This is a genomic window from Amycolatopsis orientalis (assembly GCF_000943515.2).
Classification (GTDB): domain Bacteria; phylum Actinomycetota; class Actinomycetes; order Mycobacteriales; family Pseudonocardiaceae; genus Amycolatopsis; species Amycolatopsis orientalis.
In genome coordinates this window covers 5,847,292-5,866,123 of the sequence record NZ_CP016174.1, presented here as the reverse complement: position 1 = coordinate 5,866,123, position 18,832 = coordinate 5,847,292, and the positions used below count along the sequence as shown (strand labels likewise).

Sequence of the window (18,832 nt, the reverse complement as noted above, 5' to 3'; positions counted from 1 at the left end):
ACGCCCCGATACCGGATGGGTATCATCGCCGGTGATGGAACTCCGCCTGCTGCGCTACTTCGTGGCCGTGGTCGAGGAGCGGCACTTCGGCCGGGCGGCCGCGCGGCTGAGGATGACCCAGCCGCCGCTGAGCCGGGCCATCCAGCAGCTGGAGCGCGACCTGGGCGTGGTGCTGCTGCTCCGCTCGGCCGCCGGCGTCGAACCCACCGCGGCCGGGAACACCCTGTACGCCGAGGCCCGTACCCTGCTGGACCAGGCCGAACGCGCCCGCGCTCTGGTGAGGGCGGCGGCGGGCCCCGCGACGCTCACCGTCGGCATCCTGGCCGACGGCGCGGGGGAGACGGGCGACCTGCTGGCCGCGGCGTTCCGCCGTCGTCATCCCGAGGTCTCGATCCGGTTCCGTGAGGCGGATTTCACCGACCCCACCACCGGCCTGCGCGCCGGTCTGGCCGACGTCGCGCTGACCCGGTCGCCGTTCGACGAAACCGGCCTCAGCGTCCGCGTCCTGCGCTCCGACCCGGTCGGGATCGTCCTGCACGACGGTGATCCGCTCGCCGGCCGGGCGTCAGTCCGGCTGGCCGACGTCGCCGATCGGCCCTGGTTCCAGCTGCCGGACGGAACGGACCCGGTCTGGCGCGAGTACTGGAACGGGACAGTGCCGGTCGGGGGGCGGCCTGCGGGCCCGGTGGTGCGCACGGTCGCCGAATGCCTGCAAGCGGTCCTGTGGAACGGGGCGACCGGCATCGCGCCGCGCGGGCACGCCCTGCCCGGTGGACTCACCTGGGTGCCGCTGACGGACATGCCGCCGAGCCCGCTCGTCGTCACCTGGGTGACTGGCCAGGACAGCCCGCTGATCCGCTCGTTCGCGAAGACCGCGATGGTCGTGAGTGGTAAGTCGCGTTAGAACGACACTTACCACTCACGACCCACGTGCCCCACTACTCAGGTGCTGGGCCGCCCCATTTCGTGCCCTGGGCGCCCCTCGGTGCGGCGTCGCCGCTTGAGCTGCTCTTCGTGCAGATGCAGCCGCCCGTCCGTCAGGTCGTCGGCGACGTCCCGGGTCATTCCGCGGAAGGTCCCGTAGTAGCCGTCGTCGTATTCCTCGACCACCTGGAACGTCCATCGATCCGCCAGGACGTTGAGCCCGATCAGCTCCGTCTCGATCCGGTCCGCCCAGTCCGGATGCCCGGCCTTCCTGAGCTTTTCGACGGCCTCGCCGAGTGCGAAGTCGGCGGTTCCGGTGAGGTGATGGAACGCGTACAGGTGGCCGCGCGCCTGCTCGACCGTTTCGAGGGCGAAGACCAGCTTTCCGACGGCGTCGATCGTCTCGTCGTCAGGTTCTGTGGGTGATCCGGCCATGACCCGGTGATTCCCTGTCGTCAGCCCAGTGAAACCGTGCCGTCTTCGGAGATGTGCCAGGTGGGGTTGTGGGCGATCTCCCAGACGATGCCGTTCGGATCGCGGACATGGGCATGGAAGATGCCGCCGAATTCGCCGGGCTGCGGCTCCTTCAGGATGGTTCCGCCGGCGGCGGTCATGGCGTCCACGACCGACCGGACCTCTTCGGGGCTGTCGACGTTGTGCGAGACCGTCACACCGGAGACCGTGGGGTGGTCGGAACCGTCGGCGAGATCGCGGGTGAAACTCGCCGCGTCGAACAGGCCCAGCACCACGCCCGGCGCCACCTGGAAGAAGATGATCTCGCCCGGTACGTCGGCCAGCGGATGCCAGCCCAGCGCGTCCGCGTAGAAGCGCCGCGCGGCGTCCAGGTCGGCGGTCGCGAAGGTCATGAAGTGCACGTTCTGCCGCACTGTGTCCCCTTCCGTCGACGATCAGCCTAGAGCTGGTCACCGCACCACGTGGCTCACTCCCTTGTGGAAGCGTTTCATCAGGATCCTTTCCGGACGGGAATCCGTCGTGGACGGTCCGACTCGGGCCAGAGGTAGGGCAGGTCGTCGGGCACGTCCGGGAACCGCGGGCGGTAATGCTCCGGCAGTTTGCGGACGAGGGCGGACTGGTGGCTCAGGTGGAATTCGGTGTCACCGAGCCAAGGTGGCAGGCCGTCGTCCTCCGCCAGTTCCGCTTGGGTGCGGACCCGGTCCAGCCCGGTGGCGTGAAGCAGGTCGAGCCGCAGGGTTTCCCGGCAGGTGTCCTGCCTGCCCGTCGCGCGCCAGACCTCGCAAACGTCGAATCCGTACCGGACGAGCGCCTCCTCGTAGCCCGCCCACATCGCCGCCGCCGGATGGTGGCGCCAGCCGTAGCCGGGCACCGTCAGCGCGCGCAGGACCTGGATGGTCTCCACGCGCTGCTTGCCGAGCCGTCGCTGATCGAGTGCGGCGGCCGAGGCCCGGAAGTCGGCGAGCGGGAGGAACGTCTGCACGCGGGCTGGCTTCCCGGTCCGCCGGACTTCGAAACCGCGCTGGTCAGAAGATCGACCAGCCGGTGAGGGTGGTGAACCGGTCCAGCGCCGCGACGCCCGCGACGGAGTTGCCCCGAGCGTCCAGGCCGGGGCTCCAGACGCAGACCGCGCACCGGCCGGGGACGATCGCGACGATGCCGCCGCCGACGCCACTCTTGCCGGGAAGCCCGACACGGTAGGCGAATTCCCCCGCCGCGTCGTACGTGCCGCAGGTCAGCATCACCGCGTTGACCCGCTTGGCCGCGCTGAGCCCGAGCAGCCGGGTGCCGTCGTTGCGGACGCCGTGCCGGGCGAGGAACACCGCCGAGCGCGCGACGTCCGCGCAGTTCATCGCGATCGAGCATTGGCGCACGTACTGGTCGAGGACGTCGGGCACCGGACGGCGCATGTTCCGGTAGGACGCCATGAAGTACGCGAGCGCGCGGTTGCGGTCGGCGTGCCCGGCCTCGGACGCGGCGACCTCGGCGTCGATCCCGATGTCGGCGTTCCCGCTTTCCTCGCGCAGGAAGCGAAGCAGGGTTTCCGCCGCGTCGCCGTGGTGCGCGAGTTCGTCGGTCACCACGAGGGCGCCGGCGTTGATGAACGGGTTGCGGGGGATCCCGTCCTCGTTTTCCAGCTGTACCAGCGAGTTGAACGGGTTGCCTGATGGTTCGCGGCCCACCCGCGTCCAGACCCCGTCGCCGTGGGAAAGCGCGAGCGCGAGGGTGAAGACCTTCGACATGCTCTGGATGGAGAACGGTGTCCGCCAGTCGCCGACCCCGTGCAGCCGACCGTCCACTTCGGCCACCGCCATCCCGAACCGCCGCGGTTCGACCCTGGCCAGTGCGGGGATGTAGTCCGCGACGGAGCCGCGGCCGATCTCCGGCGCGACGTCGTCGGCGATCCGGTCCAGCAGCGCTGCGAGGTCCACGGCCGTAGCGTAAGAGGCCGCCTTCGCGCGCGAAGATCGGGGTTCGCGAGTGAACTTGTCAAATCGAAAAGGGAAATACCAGGAAAACCACCGGAGTGACGTCCGGCACACCTTAAGTCTTCCTTAGCAGTGTTGGTGACCTGCCGCACACGCTCTAGCGTCTGGCAACCATGGATTCCTCGCTGCTCACCGAAAAAGGTGAAAGCTACTCAAAAGCGCTGGGCAACCGCCAAGTGCAGATGATCGCCATCGGCGGCGCGATCGGCGTCGGGCTTTTCCTCGGTGCGGGTGGCAAACTCCACCAGGTCGGACCGTCGCTGGTCCTGTCGTACGCGCTCTGCGGCATCGCCGCCTACTTCGTGATGCGCGCACTCGGCGAACTCGTGCTGCACGAGCCGACTTCCGGCAGCTTCGTCACCTATGCCCGCAAGTTCATCGGGCCGTGGGCGGGCTTCGCCTCCGGCTGGATGTACTGGGTGAACTGGGCGATGACCGGGATCGCGGAGATCACCGCGGTGGCCATCTACGTGCACAAATGGCTGCCCGACGTGCCGCAGTGGATCACCGCGCTGGTCGCGCTCGGTGTGCTGATCGTGGTGAACCTGCTTTCGGTGAAACTGTTCGGCGAACTGGAATTCTGGTTCTCGGTGGTCAAGGTGCTGGCCATCGTCGTCTTCCTCGTCACCGCCACCGGGCTGGTGCTCACCGGCGCCGACATCGGTGGCACCACGGCGGGCGTGCACAACCTGACGGCCCACAATGGATTCTTCCCGGCCGGTATCGGTATCGCGCTGATGACGCTGCAGGCGGTCATCTTCGCGTATTCCGCGATCGAGGTCGTCGGTATCGCCGCCGGTGAGACCAAGGACGCCCGCAAGGTGCTGCCGAAGGCCATCAACGGGGTCGTCTGGCGGATCGGCGTGTTCTACGTCGGTTCCGTGCTGCTGCTGGCGATGCTCCTGCCGTGGCCGTTCTACAACGGCGGCGAAAGCCCGTTCGTCACCGTGTTCAGCCGCCTCGGGATCCCGGGCATCGGCGACGTGATGAACGCCGTCGTGCTCACCGCCGCGCTGTCGAGCTGCAACTCCGGGCTCTATTCGACCGGCCGCATCCTGCGCGCGCTCGCGGACAAGGGCGAGGCGCCTGGGTTCGTCGGCCGGATGAGCAGCCGTCACGTGCCCTACGGCGGCATCCTGTTCACTTCGGCCGCCTACGTGCTCGGCGTGGTGCTCAACTACCTGGTGCCGAAGGACGCTTTCGACATCGCGATCGCGATCGCCTCGCTCGGCGTGATCACGACCTGGGCGACGCTGATCTTCTGCCAGATGCGGCTGCGTCAGGCGGCGCTGCGCGGGGAGCTGGAACGGCCGTCCTACCGGATGCCGTGGGCGCCCTACAGCGGCTGGGCGACACTGGGCTTCCTCGCGCTGGTCGTCGTCCTGATGGGCTTCTCCGACGGCGCGGAGAAGATCGCGTTCTACTCCATTCCCGTACTCGTCGTCGTCCTGGCGGTCGGCTGGCGTTTCGTCGGGAACCGGCAGCGGCGAATGCGGCGCCAAATGCGCTGATCGTGGCCCGCGTTTAGTCCTCTGAATGCGTGGGGGAAACGCATCCAGAGGACTGAACGCGGGAGTCAGCTGGACGTCGGGAAGTTGAAGCCGGCGGCGCTGTGCGGCCATCGGGTGGTCACGACCTTCGCCCGCGTGTAGAACCGGACGCCTTCCGGGCCGTGGATCGGGCTGTCCCCGATGAGGGAGTCCTTCCAGCCGCCGAAGGAGTAGTAGGACATCGGCACCGGGATGGGCACGTTCACCCCGATCATCCCCACCTTCACCTCGCGCTGGAACTTCCGCGCCGCCTCGCCTCCGCCGGTGAAGATGGCCGTCCCGTTGCCGTAGGGGTTCGCGTTGATCAGTGCGATGGCCTCGTCCACAGTGGACACCCGCACGATCCCGAGTACCGGCCCGAAGATCTCCTCGCGGTAGGCGGACATCTCCGGCGTGACGTTGTCCAAAAGAGACGGTCCGACGAAGAATCCCTCCGGATGTCCGTCGACCCGAAGTTCCCGGCCGTCGACGACCACGGTCGCGCCCTGCTCCGCGCCGAGGGCGACCGAGCCGATCACGCGTTCCCGCGCGGCCTGGGTGACGACCGGGCCCATGTCGTTCCCGTCCTCGTGACCGGGGCCGACCTTGATCTCGGTGGCCTTGCGCTTGAGGATCTCGACCAGTTCGTCGCCCGCCGAGCCGACGGCGACGCCGATCGAGATCGCCATGCAGCGCTGCCCGGCGGAACCGAACGCGGCGGCCGTGAGGTGGTTCGCGGCGTATTCGAGGTCGGCGTCGGGCAGGACGACGGCATGGTTCTTGGCCCCGCCCAGCGCCTGCACGCGTTTGCCGGTGGCCGTCGCGCGTTCGTGGACGTACTTGGCGATCGGGGTGGAGCCGACGAAGGACACGGCGGCGATACCGGGATGGTCGAGGATGGCATCGACAGCGACCTTGTCCCCGTTGACGACGTTGAACACGCCGTCGGGCAGCCCCGCCTCCGCGTACAGCTCGGCGACCAGCCGGGAGGCGGACGGAACCCGTTCGCTGGGCTTGAGCACGAACGTGTTCCCGGTCGCGATGGCGATCGGGTGCATCCACAACGGGACCATGATCGGGAAGTTGAACGGCGTGATCCCGGCGACCACGCCGAGCGGCTGGCGGAAACTGTGGACGTCGACGTCCCGCGAGACCTGGTCGGAGAAGCCGCCCTTCAGCGCGTCGGCGATCCCGCAGGCGTATTCGACGATCTCCCGGCCGCGGACGATCTCGCCGCGCGCGTCGTCGAGTACCTTGCCGTGCTCGGAGGAGATGATCCCGGCGAGTTCGTCCTCGTGCCGCACCAGCAGCTCGCGGAAGGCGAACATCACCTTCGTCCGCTGGGACAACGACGAATCGCCCCACGTCTCGAACGCCTTGCCCGCGGCCGCCACCGCGGTGTCCACATCGGACGGTTCCGCGAGCAGCACCTCCGCCTGCGGGCGTCCCGCCGCCGGGTCGTACACGGGAGCGGTGCGGGTGGAGCCCGCCGTGGTCGCGGTGCCGTTGATCCAATGCTCGATGGTCTTCACGGGACAGCCTTTCACCGGTGGTGGATTCACAGCAGCCCGACGGCCGTGTCGACGGCCTTGGCGACGTCGCCGTCGTGCGGGTAGAGCAGGGACCGGCCGACGACGAGGCCCTGCACGGTCGGGAGCGCGAGCGCCCGCTGCCAGGCGGCGAACGCGGCGTCGGGATCCTTGACCTCCCCGCCCAGCAGGACGGCGGGCAGGGTGGAGGCGGCCAGCACGCGCTCCATGTCCTCGACCACCGGGAGTTTCAGCCAGGTGTAGGCCGACGAGCGGCCGAGGCCGGAGGCGATGGTGATGGAGCGGATCACGGCGTCGGGGGAGAGGTCGTTGCGGAGCCGTCCGTCGACCCAGTCCGCGAGGAACGGTTCGACCATCGCGATCAGTTTCCGGTCCGCCAGGCCGTTGATCGCGTTCGCGGTGTTCTCGAGGACGCCAGGGGTCGCCGGGTCGGTCAGGCAGATCCTGGTGAGCGTCTTGCCGCCGTCGAACCGCATCCGTTCGATCGCCTCGGCGTCGTAGCAGGCGAACCGGTCGTCGATCTCGAAACTCGATCCGGCGAGGCCGGTGCGGTTCATGGAACCGATGACGGTCTTGCCCTCCAGCGCGCCGAGGATCAGCAGATCGTCGATGACGTCCGGGGTCGCCAGCACGCCGGTGACCCCGGGTCGCTCCAGTGCCAGGCAGAGGCGGTCCAGCAGTTCGCCGCGGTCGGCCATCGCGAGCGGGTCGGAGCCGACGCCGTTCGCGCCGCGCGCCGGATGGTCGGCGGCGATGATCATGGCGGCGCCCTTGTCGTTGAACGGCGACTTCGCCCGGACCCGGGCGGCCGCGGCCGCCGCGATGGCCTCCGGATCGCGGACCCGTGCGGCGACTACCCGGCGTACTGTGTCCGACACCCTTGATCCTCCTGGCTCGCGTGGTACCTCGACGTTCGCAAGGGTCCGGAACTTTGTCAAGACATATGGACATAAGGTCATAACGACCACAGGGCTCCCCGCGGTAGGCTCCGCGCATGAATCCCTGGGCACCCGGCGAGATCGTGGTGGATCCGAACAGCCCCGAGCCGCTGTACGCCCAGGTCGCCCGGCAGCTCCGGGCCGCGATCGAGGACGGCAGGCTGCCGAACGGCGCGAGGCTCGACAACGAGGTGGATCTGGCCGCGCGGCTGTATCTGTCGCGGCCGACCATCCGCCAGGCGATCCAGTCACTGGTGAACCAGGGGCTGCTCGTCCGCAAACGCGGCGTCGGCACGCAGGTCGTGCGCACCAAGGTCGCCCGTCCGCTTCGCTTGAGCAGCCTCTTCGACGATCTCAGCGAACTCGGGGACAAACCGGAGACCGTCGTCCTGGTCAACCAGGTCGAGCCCGCCGGTGAGGACGCCGCCGAGCGCCTCGAAACGCCCGGACTGACCCGGGTCCGGCGGCTCAAGCGGGTGCGCTCGACCGGCGGCGAACCGCTGGCGGTCATGAACAACTACCTGCCCGACGGCGTCATCGACCCGGACGACGACGAACTGCGGGCCAAGGGCCTCTATCAGCTACTGCGATCAGCGGGCGTCCGGTTGCACGCCGCCCAGCAGAACGTCGGCGCCCGCGAGGCGACCGAGGAGGACGCCGAACTGCTGGGGGAGAAGCCGGGGGCGGCACTGCTCACCATGCGGCGCACCACCTACGACGACGCCGGCCGGGTCGTCGAGTACGGGTGGCATCTCTACCGCGCCTCGCGCTACTCGTTCAACCTCTCACTGACCAACAACGTCTGACGCCCTCGGCGCGGGATCGCGTTCCAGGTCGGTCTCCAGCGCCGCGTACACCGCCGGGCGGAACCGGCGCAGCCAGCCGGCGAGGGCGAGCCCGGCCAGCGCGACGAGCAGGAGTAGCCACGGCAGCAGCGGTACGACGCCGTTGCTCGACCCGGCGAGGGTCGGGAAGTTGAGGATCGCCAGCGTCACGATGAGCCCGAGCCCCGCCGCGCCCAGCCCGGGAGCGATCAGGGTCTTCACGATCCGGCGGTCGCGGGTCCGGCGGAAGTAGACCAGGATCGCGACCGCCGCGAACAGTTGCAGGGTGAGAATCCCGAGGGTGCCGAAACCGGTCATGCTCGCCGTGAGATCGGCGACCGGATCGAGCCCGGCGAGCCGGAACCCCAGTGCCACCAACGATCCGAAGGCCAGTTGGACGATCGAGGCGTGGCGCGGCGCGCCGTTGCGCGGATCGGTCCTGCCCAGCAGGCGCGGCAGCACGCCGGCCCGGCCCAGCGCGTACAGGTAGCGGGTCGCCGAATTGTGCAGCGCCAGCAGGGCCGCGAACAGGCTGACCACCAGGAGCAGCAGCATCACCTTGGTCAGCGGGCCGCCGAGGTACTCCTGGGCGACCGAGAGCACGAGGTCCCCGCTCGACAGATGCGCCGCGGCCACGTCCTGTGCCTGTTCGGCGCCGATCGCGCTGACCACCGCCCAGGTGGTGAACGCGGCGAACACGCCGATGAAGCCGATGGCGATGTAGGTCGCCCGCGGGATCGTCCGCTTCGGATCCTTGGCTTCCTCCCCGAACAGCGCCGTCGCCTCGAACCCGATGAAAGCGTTGGCGGCGAACAACAACGCCAGTCCGCCCGCACCCTGGAACAGGACGGACGGGCTGAACGCGGCGAACGAGAAGCCGTGCCGGAACAGCACGCTGAAGTCCATCACCAGCAGGATCGACACTTCAAGGATCAGGGAGACGCCCAGTACTTTCGCGCTGACCGCGATGCCCCGGCGGCTGAGCAGAAGGACCAGCACGACCGAAAGCGCGCTCCAGAACAGCCAATCGAGTTTCAGGCCGAAGACGTCGTCGATCGCGGTGGAGGTGAAGAACCCGCTCGTCCCGATCGCGCCCGCGACGAAACAGTTGTAGCCGAGCATCGCGATGAATCCGGCGACGAGCCCCGGCGTCCTGCCCAGCCCCTTGACCACAAAGGCGTAGAAGCCGCCCGCGCTCGTGAGTACCCGCGACATCTGCGCGTAGCCGACCGCGAACAGCAGCAGGACCACGGTGGCCAGCAGGAAGGCCGCGACCATGCCGCCGCCGTTCCCGACCGCGATGCCGATGGCCGCGATCACGACCATCCCGGTCAGGGGCGCGACGGCGGCGAGCACGAGGAAGACGATGCCCGGTACGCCCAGGACGTTCTTGGCGAGCGACGTGCCGTCTCGGCTCATTCACTGACTCCTCATCCGCGCTGGAGGAGCCAGTATGGGAGCGCGTCCCGGCCCGTCGTTTGTCGCTGCGCGCGGATCGCTTGCCCGTCAGCGCTGGGTGACGGCGACAGGTACCCGAGTGTGCGCGGATTGACCGGAATCGACGCGTTTGAAGTCCGCGCGAGTGGTTACGGCGGAGCTTCTCCGTGGCGCGATTAGGCTATTCGAACGCATTCACCCACTACGTTCACGTCACCCGATCGAATTGGGTACCCGTCATAATGGGCCGCTCGCCCGACAGGTGGCCCGGTGTTCCGTTAATTGGGGGTACCTCACGGCAAGTGCCCCCTTCGTCGCTGTCCGAAAAGGGGGCACTCGGGTGGACAGGCCGCTCGGAAAGTACACGCTGCTGGTTTCGGAAGACCCTGACGAGATGGGGAAGGCGCTCGCCGGCCTTCTCGGCGAATCCCGGTTGCACTCGAATTCCGCGCCGAAGGGTTCGACGGGGCGGGGGAATGCCCGCCAGACGAAGAACTTCACCGTCGCCTACGTCGAGTATCCGCCCGCGGCCGGACTGCGGGTCGAATGCGGCTGAGCGCGATGCTGGGCCGTGCCCTGCCGCAGCCCCTGCACTCCGAAGAGGTCCTCAACCTCGGCCGTCAGCCCGCCAAAGGCTGGACCCAGCGTCCCTCAAGGAGGCCTTCACGGAACGCGAGGGGATCAGCCACGGGCGGCTAACGCTACTCCGGCGCCGCCGCACCGGCGCGCTTCGAGAACTTCAGGTACACCAGCCACTTCGGCAGCGCGCCGTCACGGCCCATCGCGGCGCCGAGTTTCGCCATGCTCGCCACGAAGACGTTGAGCACCCCGAGGGTGACCACGACCGCGATCACCGCGGCGACCGCGCGGACGGAGGTCCCGAGCCCTTCCCCGAGCATCGCGGCCAGCGGCGCCTGGGTCTCACCGGCTCGCGGTCCGAGCACGAGGATCGTCATCCCGCCGACGGCGAGATAGAGCACGCCGATGATGAGAATGGAGATTCCCGTCGCGAGGGGCATGTCTGCTTCGGTTTCCGGAAATCGGGCGCCAGATGAGTGACGGTTTCCCAACCGGTGAAGGACCACACCGGCAGGCTGATCGCGGTCGCGACCCCGGCGAATCCGTGCGGCGCGAAAGGCTGGAGATTGGCGGTGTCCGCTTTCGGCGCCGCGAGCACCACGGCACCGCCGAGACCATCGTCATCGTCCGGCCGCCGCCGACCAATTCGGTGACATGCGTGGCCCCGAAAGCGCTGGCAGCGGGCATTCCCGCCAGTGTGCCGAAATAGAACCACCAGCCGGTCACCGCCGAGGTCTTCGGCCCGAACGCCCGCAACGCGAACGTCGCGGGCCAGCCGGCGTCCGGATGTCGTCCGGCCAGTGCGCCGAACGTCGCCGACGTACAGCGCGACGCCCTGCGGCACCGTCAGATGCCGGCTCTTCGATCGAGACGGATGCTCGACCGTTGATCGACTCATATCCGTCTGATACCCGGCGAGCGCTCCGGGTTAACTTTCGGCGGAGAACTTTGTCGCGGTCACGATCGTGGCCCGGGAAAGGACGGCCACCCGTGCGGCTTGTCCAAGATCTCGATCGTCGCCTGGTCCACCAGAAAGTATTGCCCGCCGTCTTCGCGGGGATTCGTATACGCCGCCGTCGCGATCGAGCGGCCGAAGTCGGCCATCACCGCGATGGGATAGCCGCCGTCGAAGATCTCGCCGTGCGCCGCCGTCGCGACGGTCCCGGTTTCGTACCAGGTGACGAAATACTGCGCCGGGCCGGTTTCGAAGACGCGTAAGGTCGCCTCCTTCTGCCGGACACCGGCGAAGTCGCCGGACACCCCGGTCCAGATCATCGTCGTCCTGTCCGCGTAGTGCTGTTCCAGCACGTTCCCCGAGCCGTAGTGGAAGTTCGCGCGGAGCCCGACGAGGTCGGTGCTGAGCGGATGGGTCCCGGTCACGGGGAAGAAGCGGACGTCGAGTCGCACGGGCTGAACCTCCGGATCGCTGGTATCCGCAGGTTTAGCAGCCCGGCGCGCCTCGATCGTTGTCCGGTGAAGCGATCCTGTTGTCGGTGGACGCGAGGATCAGGCGAACATGCCGGGCCGGTAGTCGCCCGCCGGGGTCCTGGCGATGACGTTGAGCCGGTTGTACGCGTTGATCGTGGCGACCAGTGAGATCAGCGCGCCGATCTGCTCGTCGTCGTAGTGCTTGCGCACCTGGGCCCAGGTCTCGTCGCTGACGCCCTCGTGCGCGTCCGCGATGCGGGTGCCCTCTTCGGTGAGCGCCAGCGCCGCGCGCTCCGCCTCGGTGAACACGTTCGCCTCCCGCCAGGCGGCGACCAGGTTGAGCCGCACCGACGTCTCGCCGGCGTGCGCGGCGTCCTTGCTGTGCATGTCGGTGCAGAAGCCGCAGCCGTTGATCTGGCTGGCGCGCAGCTTCACCAGTTCCTGGGTCGCGTGCGGCAGCGAGGACTCCTCGATCGGACGGCTCGCGGCGCCGAGACGCTTGACGTACTTGAGGACGACTTCGTTCTCGAACAGGTTCACGCGGGGTTCCATGATCTTTCCTCTCCGTCGGTTGCTGCACATATGACGGGTCTGCCGGAGAGGTTGTGACAGCTTTCGGAGTGACGCCGGTCACGGTGCCGGTCCGTCGCGGTCGACCAGAGCATCGCGCACATCTGCGCGAAGCAAATGCGTGAAACTGCGCTAACAGAGCATTGACGTTGCACAAAACTGCACCTAACGTGACAGCTACTGCGCACAACTGGCACGGATGGGGAGTTCATGAGCGGGACCTTCATGGCGGCGGAGATCGCGAGCCAGCCCGGCTGCTGGCGGGACGCGGGGGCGCTGGCCTCGGCCAACGGTGATCTGCTGCCGCCGCCGGGCGCGCGGGTCGCGATCGTCGGCTGCGGCACCTCGTGGTTCATCGGCCAGGCGTACGCCGTCCTTCGCGAATCCGCCGGACTCGGGGAGACCGACGCGTTCGCCGCGTCGGAGTTCCCGGCCGGCCGCGGCTACGACCACGTCGTCGCGCTGACCCGGTCGGGTACGACGACCGAGGTCCACGCCCTGCTGGCGAAACTGCGGGGCAAGACGCCGACCATCGCGATCACCGGCGTGCCCGGTGAGATCGAGGGCGCCGCGGACACCATCGTCGACCTGTCCGTCGTGGACGAGCGCTCGGTCGTGCAGACCCGCTTCGCCACCACGGCGCTGGCGATGCTGCGCGCGCACCTCGGGGAGGATCTGAGCGCGGTCGCCGACCAGGCCGAACGTGTGCTCGCCGACCCTCTGCCCGACGAACTCGTCGGCGCGGAACAGTTCAGCTTCCTCGGCACCGGCTGGTCCGTGGGCATCGCGAACGAGGCCGCGCTCAAGTTCCGCGAGGCCTGCCTGCTGTGGACGGAGTCGTACCCGGCGTGGGACTACCGGCACGGCCCGATCAGCATCAGCGAACCCGGCCGCGTGACCTGGATGTTCGGGCAGGCGCCGGACGGGCTGGCCGACGACGTCGCCCGCGCGGGCGGCCTGTTCGTCGAGAGCGGCCTGGACCCGCTCGCCGACCTGGTCCGCGCGCAGCGGGTGGCCGGGGCGATCGCCGCCCGCAAGGGGCTCGACCCGGACAACCCCCGCAGCCTCACCCGTTCCGTCGTCCTGACCTGAGGCAGCCGTGATCGTCACCGTCACGCCGAACGCCGCGCTGGACGTCACGTACACAGTGGACGATCTACGGCGCGGTGACGTCCATCGGGTGAGCGACGTGCGGACCCGTGCGGGCGGCAAGGGCGTCAACGTCGCCCGCGTCCTGCACGCGCTCGGTGCCGACGTCCGCGCGATCCTCACGGCGGGCGGTGCGACGGGGACCGCCGTCGTGGACGACCTCACGGCGGTGGGGGTCGCCGCGGATGTCGTCCCGATCGGCGGCGAAACGCGGCGCACCACCACCGTCCTCGCGGCGGACGGCTCGGTCACCCTGCTCAACGAGCCAGGGCCGCGGCTCGCGGACGGCGAATGGCAAGCGCTTGCGTCGGCCGTCCGGGCCCGGAGCGCGGACGTGCTGGTCTGCTCGGGGAGCCTGCCGCCGGGAGCCGGGAGCTACGCTGAGCTGCTCGGCAGCTCTCCGTCCATTCTGGACACTTCCGGTGACGCGCTGCTCGCCGGGCTGGCCGGGCGCCCGTCCGTGGTCAAACCGAACGCCGACGAACTACGCGAGGTCACCGGCCTGCGGGATCCGGTGGCCGCCGCGGCGGAACTGCGCAAGGCCGGAGCGGGTGCCGTCGTCGTCTCACTGGGTGCCGAGGGACTGCTGGCGGTGACCGGATCCGGCACCTGGCACGCGGCACCGTCCACTGTGCTCAGTGGTAACACCACCGGCGCCGGTGACGCCGTCGTCGCGGCGTTGGCGCTGGGATTGAGCCGCGCCGACCCGTGGCCGGACATCCTGCGCCGGGCCGTCGCGCTGTCCGGGGCGGCCGTGCTCGGCCCGCTCGCCGGCGACGTCGACCTCGCGCACTACCAAGCCGAACAGGGGCTGGTCGCCGTGCGCGCCCACCTATCGAGGGTAAGGCAACCATGACGTGATCGTCCCAGTGCTTGGCGACAGGCGAGTGTCTTCCCGATGGGGCAGGGCGTGTCCCATGGCTGTCCGCAAGGGACAGGTTCTCGCGAATCGATGTCCGATTGATGCTCATATGTACGGTCCCGGGCGGGGTCGTGAGTGGCAAAGAGGGTTAGAACGCTGTTTGCCACTCACGACCATCTCGCGAGGCCGGGCGAAATGCTCAAGTCGGACACTTGTGGCCGGGAACTGTCCCTTGTGGACACACGCGGGTCGCGGCCCGGCTTCCATCGGCTACTCGGCCCCGCCTCGGGCCGCGCCGTATGTGCCTTACCTGTCAATAGACTAGGAGACCCTCATGCCTCTGGTGGGAACCGGGGAGATCGTCGGAGCCGCCGCGGCGGCCCGGCACGGCTGTGGCGCGTTCAACGCGATCCAGCTCGAACACATCACCGCGATCGTCGACGGCGCGGCCGCGGCGGAAACACCGGTGATCGTGCAGCTGAGCCAGAACGCCGTGAAATACCACGGCTCGCTGGCACCGGTCGGTACCGCGGCACTGGCCGCCGCCAGGGCCGCGGCCACCCCGGTCGCGGTGCATCTCGACCACGCCGAATCGGCCGACCTCGTCCGCGAGGCGGTGGCGCTCGGCTTCGGATCGGTCATGTTCGACGCGTCCAAACTGGACTACACCGACAACGTGCGCGCGACCCGTGAAGTCGCCGCGTACTGCCACGACCACGGCGTATGGGTCGAGGCGGAACTGGGCGAGGTCGGTGGCAAGGACGGCGTCCACGCGCCCGGCGCGCGCACCGATCCGGACGAGGCGGCGGAGTTCGTCGCCTCCACCGGGGTGGACGCGCTGGCGGTGGCGGTGGGCAGTTCGCACGCCATGCTCACCCGTGACGCCGCGCTGGACTTCGAGCTGATCTCGCGGCTCCGGGGGCACGTGCCGGTGCCGCTGGTGCTGCACGGTTCCTCCGGGGTGCCCGACGACGGCCTGGCCGAGGCGGTGCGGGCCGGGATGACGAAGATCAATATCGCCACCCAGCTCAACAAGGTGTTCACCGCGGCCGTCGCGGGCGATTGGCGGGGGCATCCGGAGCGGGTCGATCCGCGCAAGTACCTCGGTGCGGGGCGGGCCGCGGTCGCCGTCGAGGTGCGGCGTCTGCTCGGTGTGCTCAAGCTGGGGCGTACTGAACCGGAAAAGGTGACGATTGAGCAGACTTTGCGCGATTGAGTGTTGACATGTGCGTGAAACCTCACAAAACTGCGCAACAACAAGCAGAACTTGTGTGATCTTCGATCCAGGTGGTGGCGGATGCGGGTAGGCAAGCTCACGGCATTGACGGCAGGGGCGGCGCTCCTGCTCGCGGGATGCGGCGGCGGGGACACGGCCGGTGGCACCGGCGAGAACGCGCTCCCGGGAGTCGATCAGTTCCTCAACGCGCCTTGTCCGGAGGCGGCGGTGAAACCCGCCACGGACAAGGAGTTCACGTACTGGTCCATGTGGACGGCCGACGAACCGCAGGGCAAGGTCCTGCAGAAGGCCTTCAAATGCTTCCAGGAGAAGACCGGCGTCAAGGTCGACGTGCAGTGGCTGGGCCGCAAGGCCTACACCCAGAACCTGGTGCCCGCGCTGAACACCGACGCCGTGCCGGATCTGTTCGACCAGGACGTCAGCAAGGTCGGCGCGGCCATCATGACGCCGGGCGGCACGCAGAGCGTCGACGACGTGTTCGCGATGAAGGTCGGTGAAGGCGACAAGACCGTCAAGGACGTGCTTTCGCCCAGCTCGTACGACTTCCCGCAGAACAAGGACCGCGAGGGCCACAACTTCATGGTCCCGTACACGATCCAGTCGAGCGCCTGGTGGTTCAACAAGGACGCCGCCGGTGACATCCAGCAGCCGAAGACGATGGACGAGCTGATCGGGCTGTTCGACAAGGCGAAGGCCGACGGAAAGGCCGCGATCAGCCTCGACGGCGACATCCCGTTCTACAACATGTACTTCTACACCCAGCTCGCCGAGCGGTACGTCGGCGCGGGCGGGCTGTACAAGGCGGCGACCGACAAGACCGGCCAGACGTGGAAGACCGATCCCGGTTTCCTCAAGGCCGCCACCGAAACCGCGAAGCTGCCGAAGTACTTCATCGACGGCTGGGACGCGGCGAAGTTCCCGCAGGTGCAGCAGCGCTGGGCCGACGGCGACTCCCGCTTCCTCTACGTCGGCAGCTGGGCGCCGAGCGAGACCCGTGAATACCTGGACAAGCAGGGCGCCGGGACGAAGATCAACTACGGTTCGTTCCAGTTCCCGATGCCCGCCGGTGCCACGCACGACACCGTCGAGCAGATGTCGATCGGCTTCTCGGTGACCAAGAAGGCCAAGCACGCCGAGGCGGCCAAGGCATTCATCGCCTACTTCCTCAACAAGGACCTGCTGTCCGGGATCCCCGCGGTGGCCGACAACCTCGTGCCGCGCGCCGACCTCGCCGTGCCGGACGACCTCAAGCAGGTCAAGGCCGCGATGGACGACCCGAAGAAGGAACACGTCCTGCAGTACGACGGGATCGACGGCATCGCCGGTGGCAAATGGCAGACCGACGTCTTCGACCCGGCCGACATCGCGTTGCTGAAGGGGCAGATCACCCCGGAGCAGTTCGTGGACCAGCTCGCCACCAAGGGCGCCGAGTTCTGGAAGAACCAGGGTTGATGGCCACGGTCACGACGACGAAGGTGCGGGTCCCGGAGGCCGGGGCCCACCTGCGCCGCAAGAAACGGCTGTTCTGGCCGTTCGCCGCGCCGGCGCTGGTGCTGTACCTGGCCTTCCTGGTGCTGCCGACGATCGCGACCGTGGTGCTGAGCTTCACCAGCTGGGCGGGCGCGGGGGACACGCCGGAACCCAACGGCGTCACCAACTACACGCAGATGTGGTCGAGCGACTCGTTCCAGTACGCCTTCCGCAACACACTGGTCTACGTGTTCCTCGGCGGGATCGGCACGTTCGCGCTGGCGTTCCTGTTCACCATGGTGCTGCGGGACATGAAGGGCGGGAAGACCGTCCGCGCGATCCTGTTCTTCCCCAACATCGTGGCGCCGGTGGCGCTCGGGATGTTCCTCGGCTTCGTGTTCAAGTACCAGCCGGGGAAACAGGGGCTGGCGAACTACGTGATGGAGAGCCTCGGCGCGGACGCGGCGAAGTTCCTGGCACCGTCCAATGTGACCGGTGTGGTGACGGCGTCGCTGATCTGGGCCAGTTCGGGTTTCTACATCACCATCCTGATGGCCGCGGTCGACCGGATCCCGCCGTACCTCTACGAGGACGCCGAACTGGGCGGTGCTTCGCCGTGGCAGAAGTTCCGCAACATCACGCTGCCGATGACGTGGGACGTCGTCGGTGTCGCCGGGGTGCTGTGGACGATCAACGCGCTCAAGATCTTCGAGCTGGTGTTCGTACTGGCCGGGCCGGGCACCTACGCCCCGCCCAACGAGGCCTGGACGCTGGGGATCTACGTGTTCGACCGGACCTTCGGCTCGAACGGCACCCCGGACTTCGGCGCCGCGTGTGCCTGCGCGGTGGCGATGATCGCGCTGGTGTCCGTGCTCGTCGTCCTGTTGCGCCGGTTGATGCGCCGTGACGCGATCCAGTTCTGAGTTGTCCATGGGAGACGACATGTCCGTCACCGACGTCGAGGCGCCAGCACGGCCCTCGCCGAAACCGGTGCGCAAGCCACCGCGCAAACCGCGCCCGGCGCCCGGCTCGAAAAAATTCAGCCCCTTGCGGGTGCTCGGTTCCACCATCGTGTGGCTGTTCACCGCCGGCAACATCCTGGTGCTGTACTGGCTGCTCACGGCGTCGTTCAAAACGCCGGTGGAGATCTTCACCAAACCGTTCGCCCTGCCCTACCAATGGTTCCACGTCGGCAAGCCGTTCCGGAACTTCATCTACGCCTGGAACAACGCCGGTTTCGGCGACGCCGTGCTGACCACCGTGGTCCTGGTCGGGCTGGCGACGGTCGTCACGGTCGCCGTCTCGGCCCCTTGCGCGTACGCGCTGACCCGCCTCGGGGTCCGCGGCGCCGGGCCGATGACCAACGTCGTCGCGATCGGGATGGGCGTGCCGTTCCAGACCGTGATCATCCCGCTGTTCGTGGTGCTCAGCAAAGTGCACCTGGACAACGAATACGGTCTGTTCGTGCTGTACGTGGCGCTGTCCATCCCGTTCACCGTGTTCCTGATGACCGGCTTCTTCCGGTCGCTGCCGGACGAACTGGAGGAGGCGGCCGCGCTCGACGGCGCGTCGCCGATGCGCACGTTCTTCTCGGTGATGCTGCCGCTGACCCGCGGCGGCATGATCACGGCGCTCACGCTGAACGCCATCGGCCTGTGGAACGAGACGCTGCTGGCGATCGTGTTCCTCAAGGACCAGGCGCATTTCACCCTGTCCCGCGCGCTGTTCACCTTCTACGGGGCCGCGAGCTACCAGTCGGAGTACGGCGGCCTGATCGCCGGGGTGGCGATCGTCGTGCTCCCGATGCTCGTGCTCTATCTCGTGCTCGCCCGCCGGATCATCACCGGCCTGACCCTCGGCGCCGGAAAGTAGG

At 68.4% G+C, this 18,832-nt stretch carries 21 protein-coding genes; 11 read left to right on the top strand and 10 right to left on the bottom strand.

Features of this window, described 5'->3' with window-relative positions; genetic code table 11:
- The first annotated feature begins 34 nt into the window (after positions 1 to 34).
- A complete protein-coding gene (locus tag SD37_RS25620) occupies positions 35 to 904 on the top strand; it encodes a LysR family transcriptional regulator (protein WP_044851154.1) in 870 nt (289 codons plus the stop codon).
- 38 nt (positions 905 to 942) lie between these two features.
- Here the strand turns inward: SD37_RS25620 and SD37_RS25615 are convergent, their stop codons facing one another.
- The 4 genes from SD37_RS25615 to SD37_RS25600 form a co-directional block, all read right to left on the bottom strand.
- A complete protein-coding gene (locus SD37_RS25615) occupies positions 943 to 1,359 on the bottom strand; it encodes a hypothetical protein (RefSeq protein ID WP_044851153.1) in 417 nt (138 codons plus the stop codon).
- Between the two features lie 20 nt (positions 1,360 to 1,379).
- Positions 1,380 to 1,790 carry a VOC family protein gene (locus tag SD37_RS25610; protein WP_236725113.1) on the bottom strand — a complete coding sequence of 137 codons (411 nt, stop codon included), beginning with the start codon at positions 1,788 to 1,790 and terminating at the stop codon, positions 1,380 to 1,382.
- 98 nt (positions 1,791 to 1,888) lie between these two features.
- On the bottom strand, positions 1,889 to 2,380 hold the full coding sequence (locus SD37_RS25605) for an MSMEG_6728 family protein (protein WP_044851151.1): 492 nt from the start codon (positions 2,378 to 2,380) through the stop codon (positions 1,889 to 1,891).
- A 43-nt stretch (positions 2,381 to 2,423) separates the two neighbouring features.
- The gene (locus SD37_RS25600; protein ID WP_044851150.1) at positions 2,424 to 3,329 is read right to left on the bottom strand and encodes a glutaminase; all 906 of its coding nucleotides are present in this window, start codon (positions 3,327 to 3,329) and stop codon (positions 2,424 to 2,426) included.
- A 170-nt stretch (positions 3,330 to 3,499) separates the two neighbouring features.
- On the opposite strand from SD37_RS25600, the gene SD37_RS25595 reads away from it, so the two are divergent.
- Positions 3,500 to 4,897, top strand: coding sequence for an amino acid permease (locus SD37_RS25595; protein WP_044851149.1), 1,398 nt, complete (start codon positions 3,500 to 3,502; stop codon positions 4,895 to 4,897).
- Positions 4,898 to 4,962: 65 nt separating this feature from the next.
- Here SD37_RS25595 and SD37_RS25590 read toward each other — a convergent pair whose 3' ends face one another.
- Positions 4,963 to 6,447: a CoA-acylating methylmalonate-semialdehyde dehydrogenase gene (locus SD37_RS25590; protein WP_044851148.1), complete on the bottom strand. Its 1,485-nt coding sequence runs from the start codon at positions 6,445 to 6,447 to the stop codon at positions 4,963 to 4,965.
- A 26-nt stretch (positions 6,448 to 6,473) separates the two neighbouring features.
- Entirely contained in the window at positions 6,474 to 7,343 is an 870-nt protein-coding gene (locus tag SD37_RS25585) for a Cgl0159 family (beta/alpha)8-fold protein (protein ID WP_044851147.1), read from the bottom strand.
- Between the two features lie 116 nt (positions 7,344 to 7,459).
- Here SD37_RS25585 and SD37_RS25580 point away from each other — a divergent pair, with 116 nt between their 5' ends.
- Positions 7,460 to 8,209 (top strand): GntR family transcriptional regulator, encoded by a 750-nt coding sequence (locus SD37_RS25580; protein WP_044851146.1) that lies wholly within the window; start codon positions 7,460 to 7,462, stop codon positions 8,207 to 8,209.
- Here the strand turns inward: SD37_RS25580 and SD37_RS25575 are convergent.
- Entirely contained in the window at positions 8,189 to 9,646 is a 1,458-nt protein-coding gene (locus SD37_RS25575) for an APC family permease (RefSeq protein WP_044851145.1), read from the bottom strand. The two genes, SD37_RS25580 and SD37_RS25575, sit on opposite strands and share 21 nt — an antisense overlap.
- A gap of 358 nt (positions 9,647 to 10,004) precedes the next feature.
- On the opposite strand from SD37_RS25575, the gene SD37_RS25570 reads away from it, so the two are divergent.
- Entirely contained in the window at positions 10,005 to 10,220 is a 216-nt protein-coding gene (locus SD37_RS25570) for a hypothetical protein (RefSeq protein WP_065912976.1), read from the top strand.
- Positions 10,221 to 10,365: 145 nt separating this feature from the next.
- On the opposite strand, the gene SD37_RS25565 is transcribed toward SD37_RS25570, so the two are convergent.
- On the bottom strand, positions 10,366 to 10,683 hold the full coding sequence (locus SD37_RS25565; RefSeq protein ID WP_052674908.1) for an amino acid permease: 318 nt from the start codon (positions 10,681 to 10,683) through the stop codon (positions 10,366 to 10,368).
- A gap of 32 nt (positions 10,684 to 10,715) precedes the next feature.
- Here SD37_RS25565 and SD37_RS42795 point away from each other — a divergent pair, with 32 nt between their 5' ends.
- A complete protein-coding gene (locus SD37_RS42795) occupies positions 10,716 to 10,952 on the top strand; it encodes a hypothetical protein (RefSeq protein ID WP_145926725.1) in 237 nt (78 codons plus the stop codon).
- Positions 10,953 to 11,200: 248 nt separating this feature from the next.
- On the opposite strand, the gene SD37_RS25560 is transcribed toward SD37_RS42795, so the two are convergent.
- Together SD37_RS25560 and SD37_RS25555 are read right to left on the bottom strand one after the other, a co-directional pair.
- Positions 11,201 to 11,650: a MoaF C-terminal domain-containing protein gene (locus SD37_RS25560; protein WP_037313393.1), complete on the bottom strand. Its 450-nt coding sequence runs from the start codon at positions 11,648 to 11,650 to the stop codon at positions 11,201 to 11,203.
- A 99-nt stretch (positions 11,651 to 11,749) separates the two neighbouring features.
- Complete coding sequence (locus tag SD37_RS25555; protein ID WP_044851143.1) at positions 11,750 to 12,223, bottom strand: carboxymuconolactone decarboxylase family protein; 474 nt, start codon at positions 12,221 to 12,223, stop codon at positions 11,750 to 11,752.
- Positions 12,224 to 12,451: 228 nt separating this feature from the next.
- On the opposite strand from SD37_RS25555, the gene SD37_RS25550 reads away from it, so the two are divergent.
- The 6 genes from SD37_RS25550 (at position 12,452) to SD37_RS25525 (ending at position 18,831) form a co-directional block, all read left to right on the top strand.
- Positions 12,452 to 13,333, top strand: coding sequence for an SIS domain-containing protein (locus SD37_RS25550; protein ID WP_044851142.1), 882 nt, complete (start codon positions 12,452 to 12,454; stop codon positions 13,331 to 13,333).
- Between the two features lie 7 nt (positions 13,334 to 13,340).
- Positions 13,341 to 14,246, top strand: coding sequence for a 1-phosphofructokinase family hexose kinase (locus tag SD37_RS25545; protein WP_044851141.1), 906 nt, complete (start codon positions 13,341 to 13,343; stop codon positions 14,244 to 14,246).
- 340 nt (positions 14,247 to 14,586) lie between these two features.
- Positions 14,587 to 15,468, top strand: a complete 882-nt coding sequence (locus SD37_RS25540) for a class II fructose-bisphosphate aldolase (protein ID WP_065912975.1) — start codon at positions 14,587 to 14,589, stop codon at positions 15,466 to 15,468.
- 81 nt (positions 15,469 to 15,549) lie between these two features.
- Positions 15,550 to 16,941, top strand: coding sequence for an ABC transporter substrate-binding protein (locus SD37_RS25535; protein WP_044851139.1), 1,392 nt, complete (start codon positions 15,550 to 15,552; stop codon positions 16,939 to 16,941).
- Entirely contained in the window at positions 16,941 to 17,882 is a 942-nt protein-coding gene (locus SD37_RS25530) for a carbohydrate ABC transporter permease (RefSeq protein ID WP_044851138.1), read from the top strand. The genes SD37_RS25535 and SD37_RS25530 overlap by 1 nt, the downstream gene beginning before the upstream one ends.
- Before the next feature lie 19 nt (positions 17,883 to 17,901).
- The gene (locus SD37_RS25525; RefSeq protein ID WP_044851137.1) at positions 17,902 to 18,831 is read left to right on the top strand and encodes a carbohydrate ABC transporter permease; all 930 of its coding nucleotides are present in this window, start codon (positions 17,902 to 17,904) and stop codon (positions 18,829 to 18,831) included.
- Position 18,832: the final 1 nt, after the last annotated feature.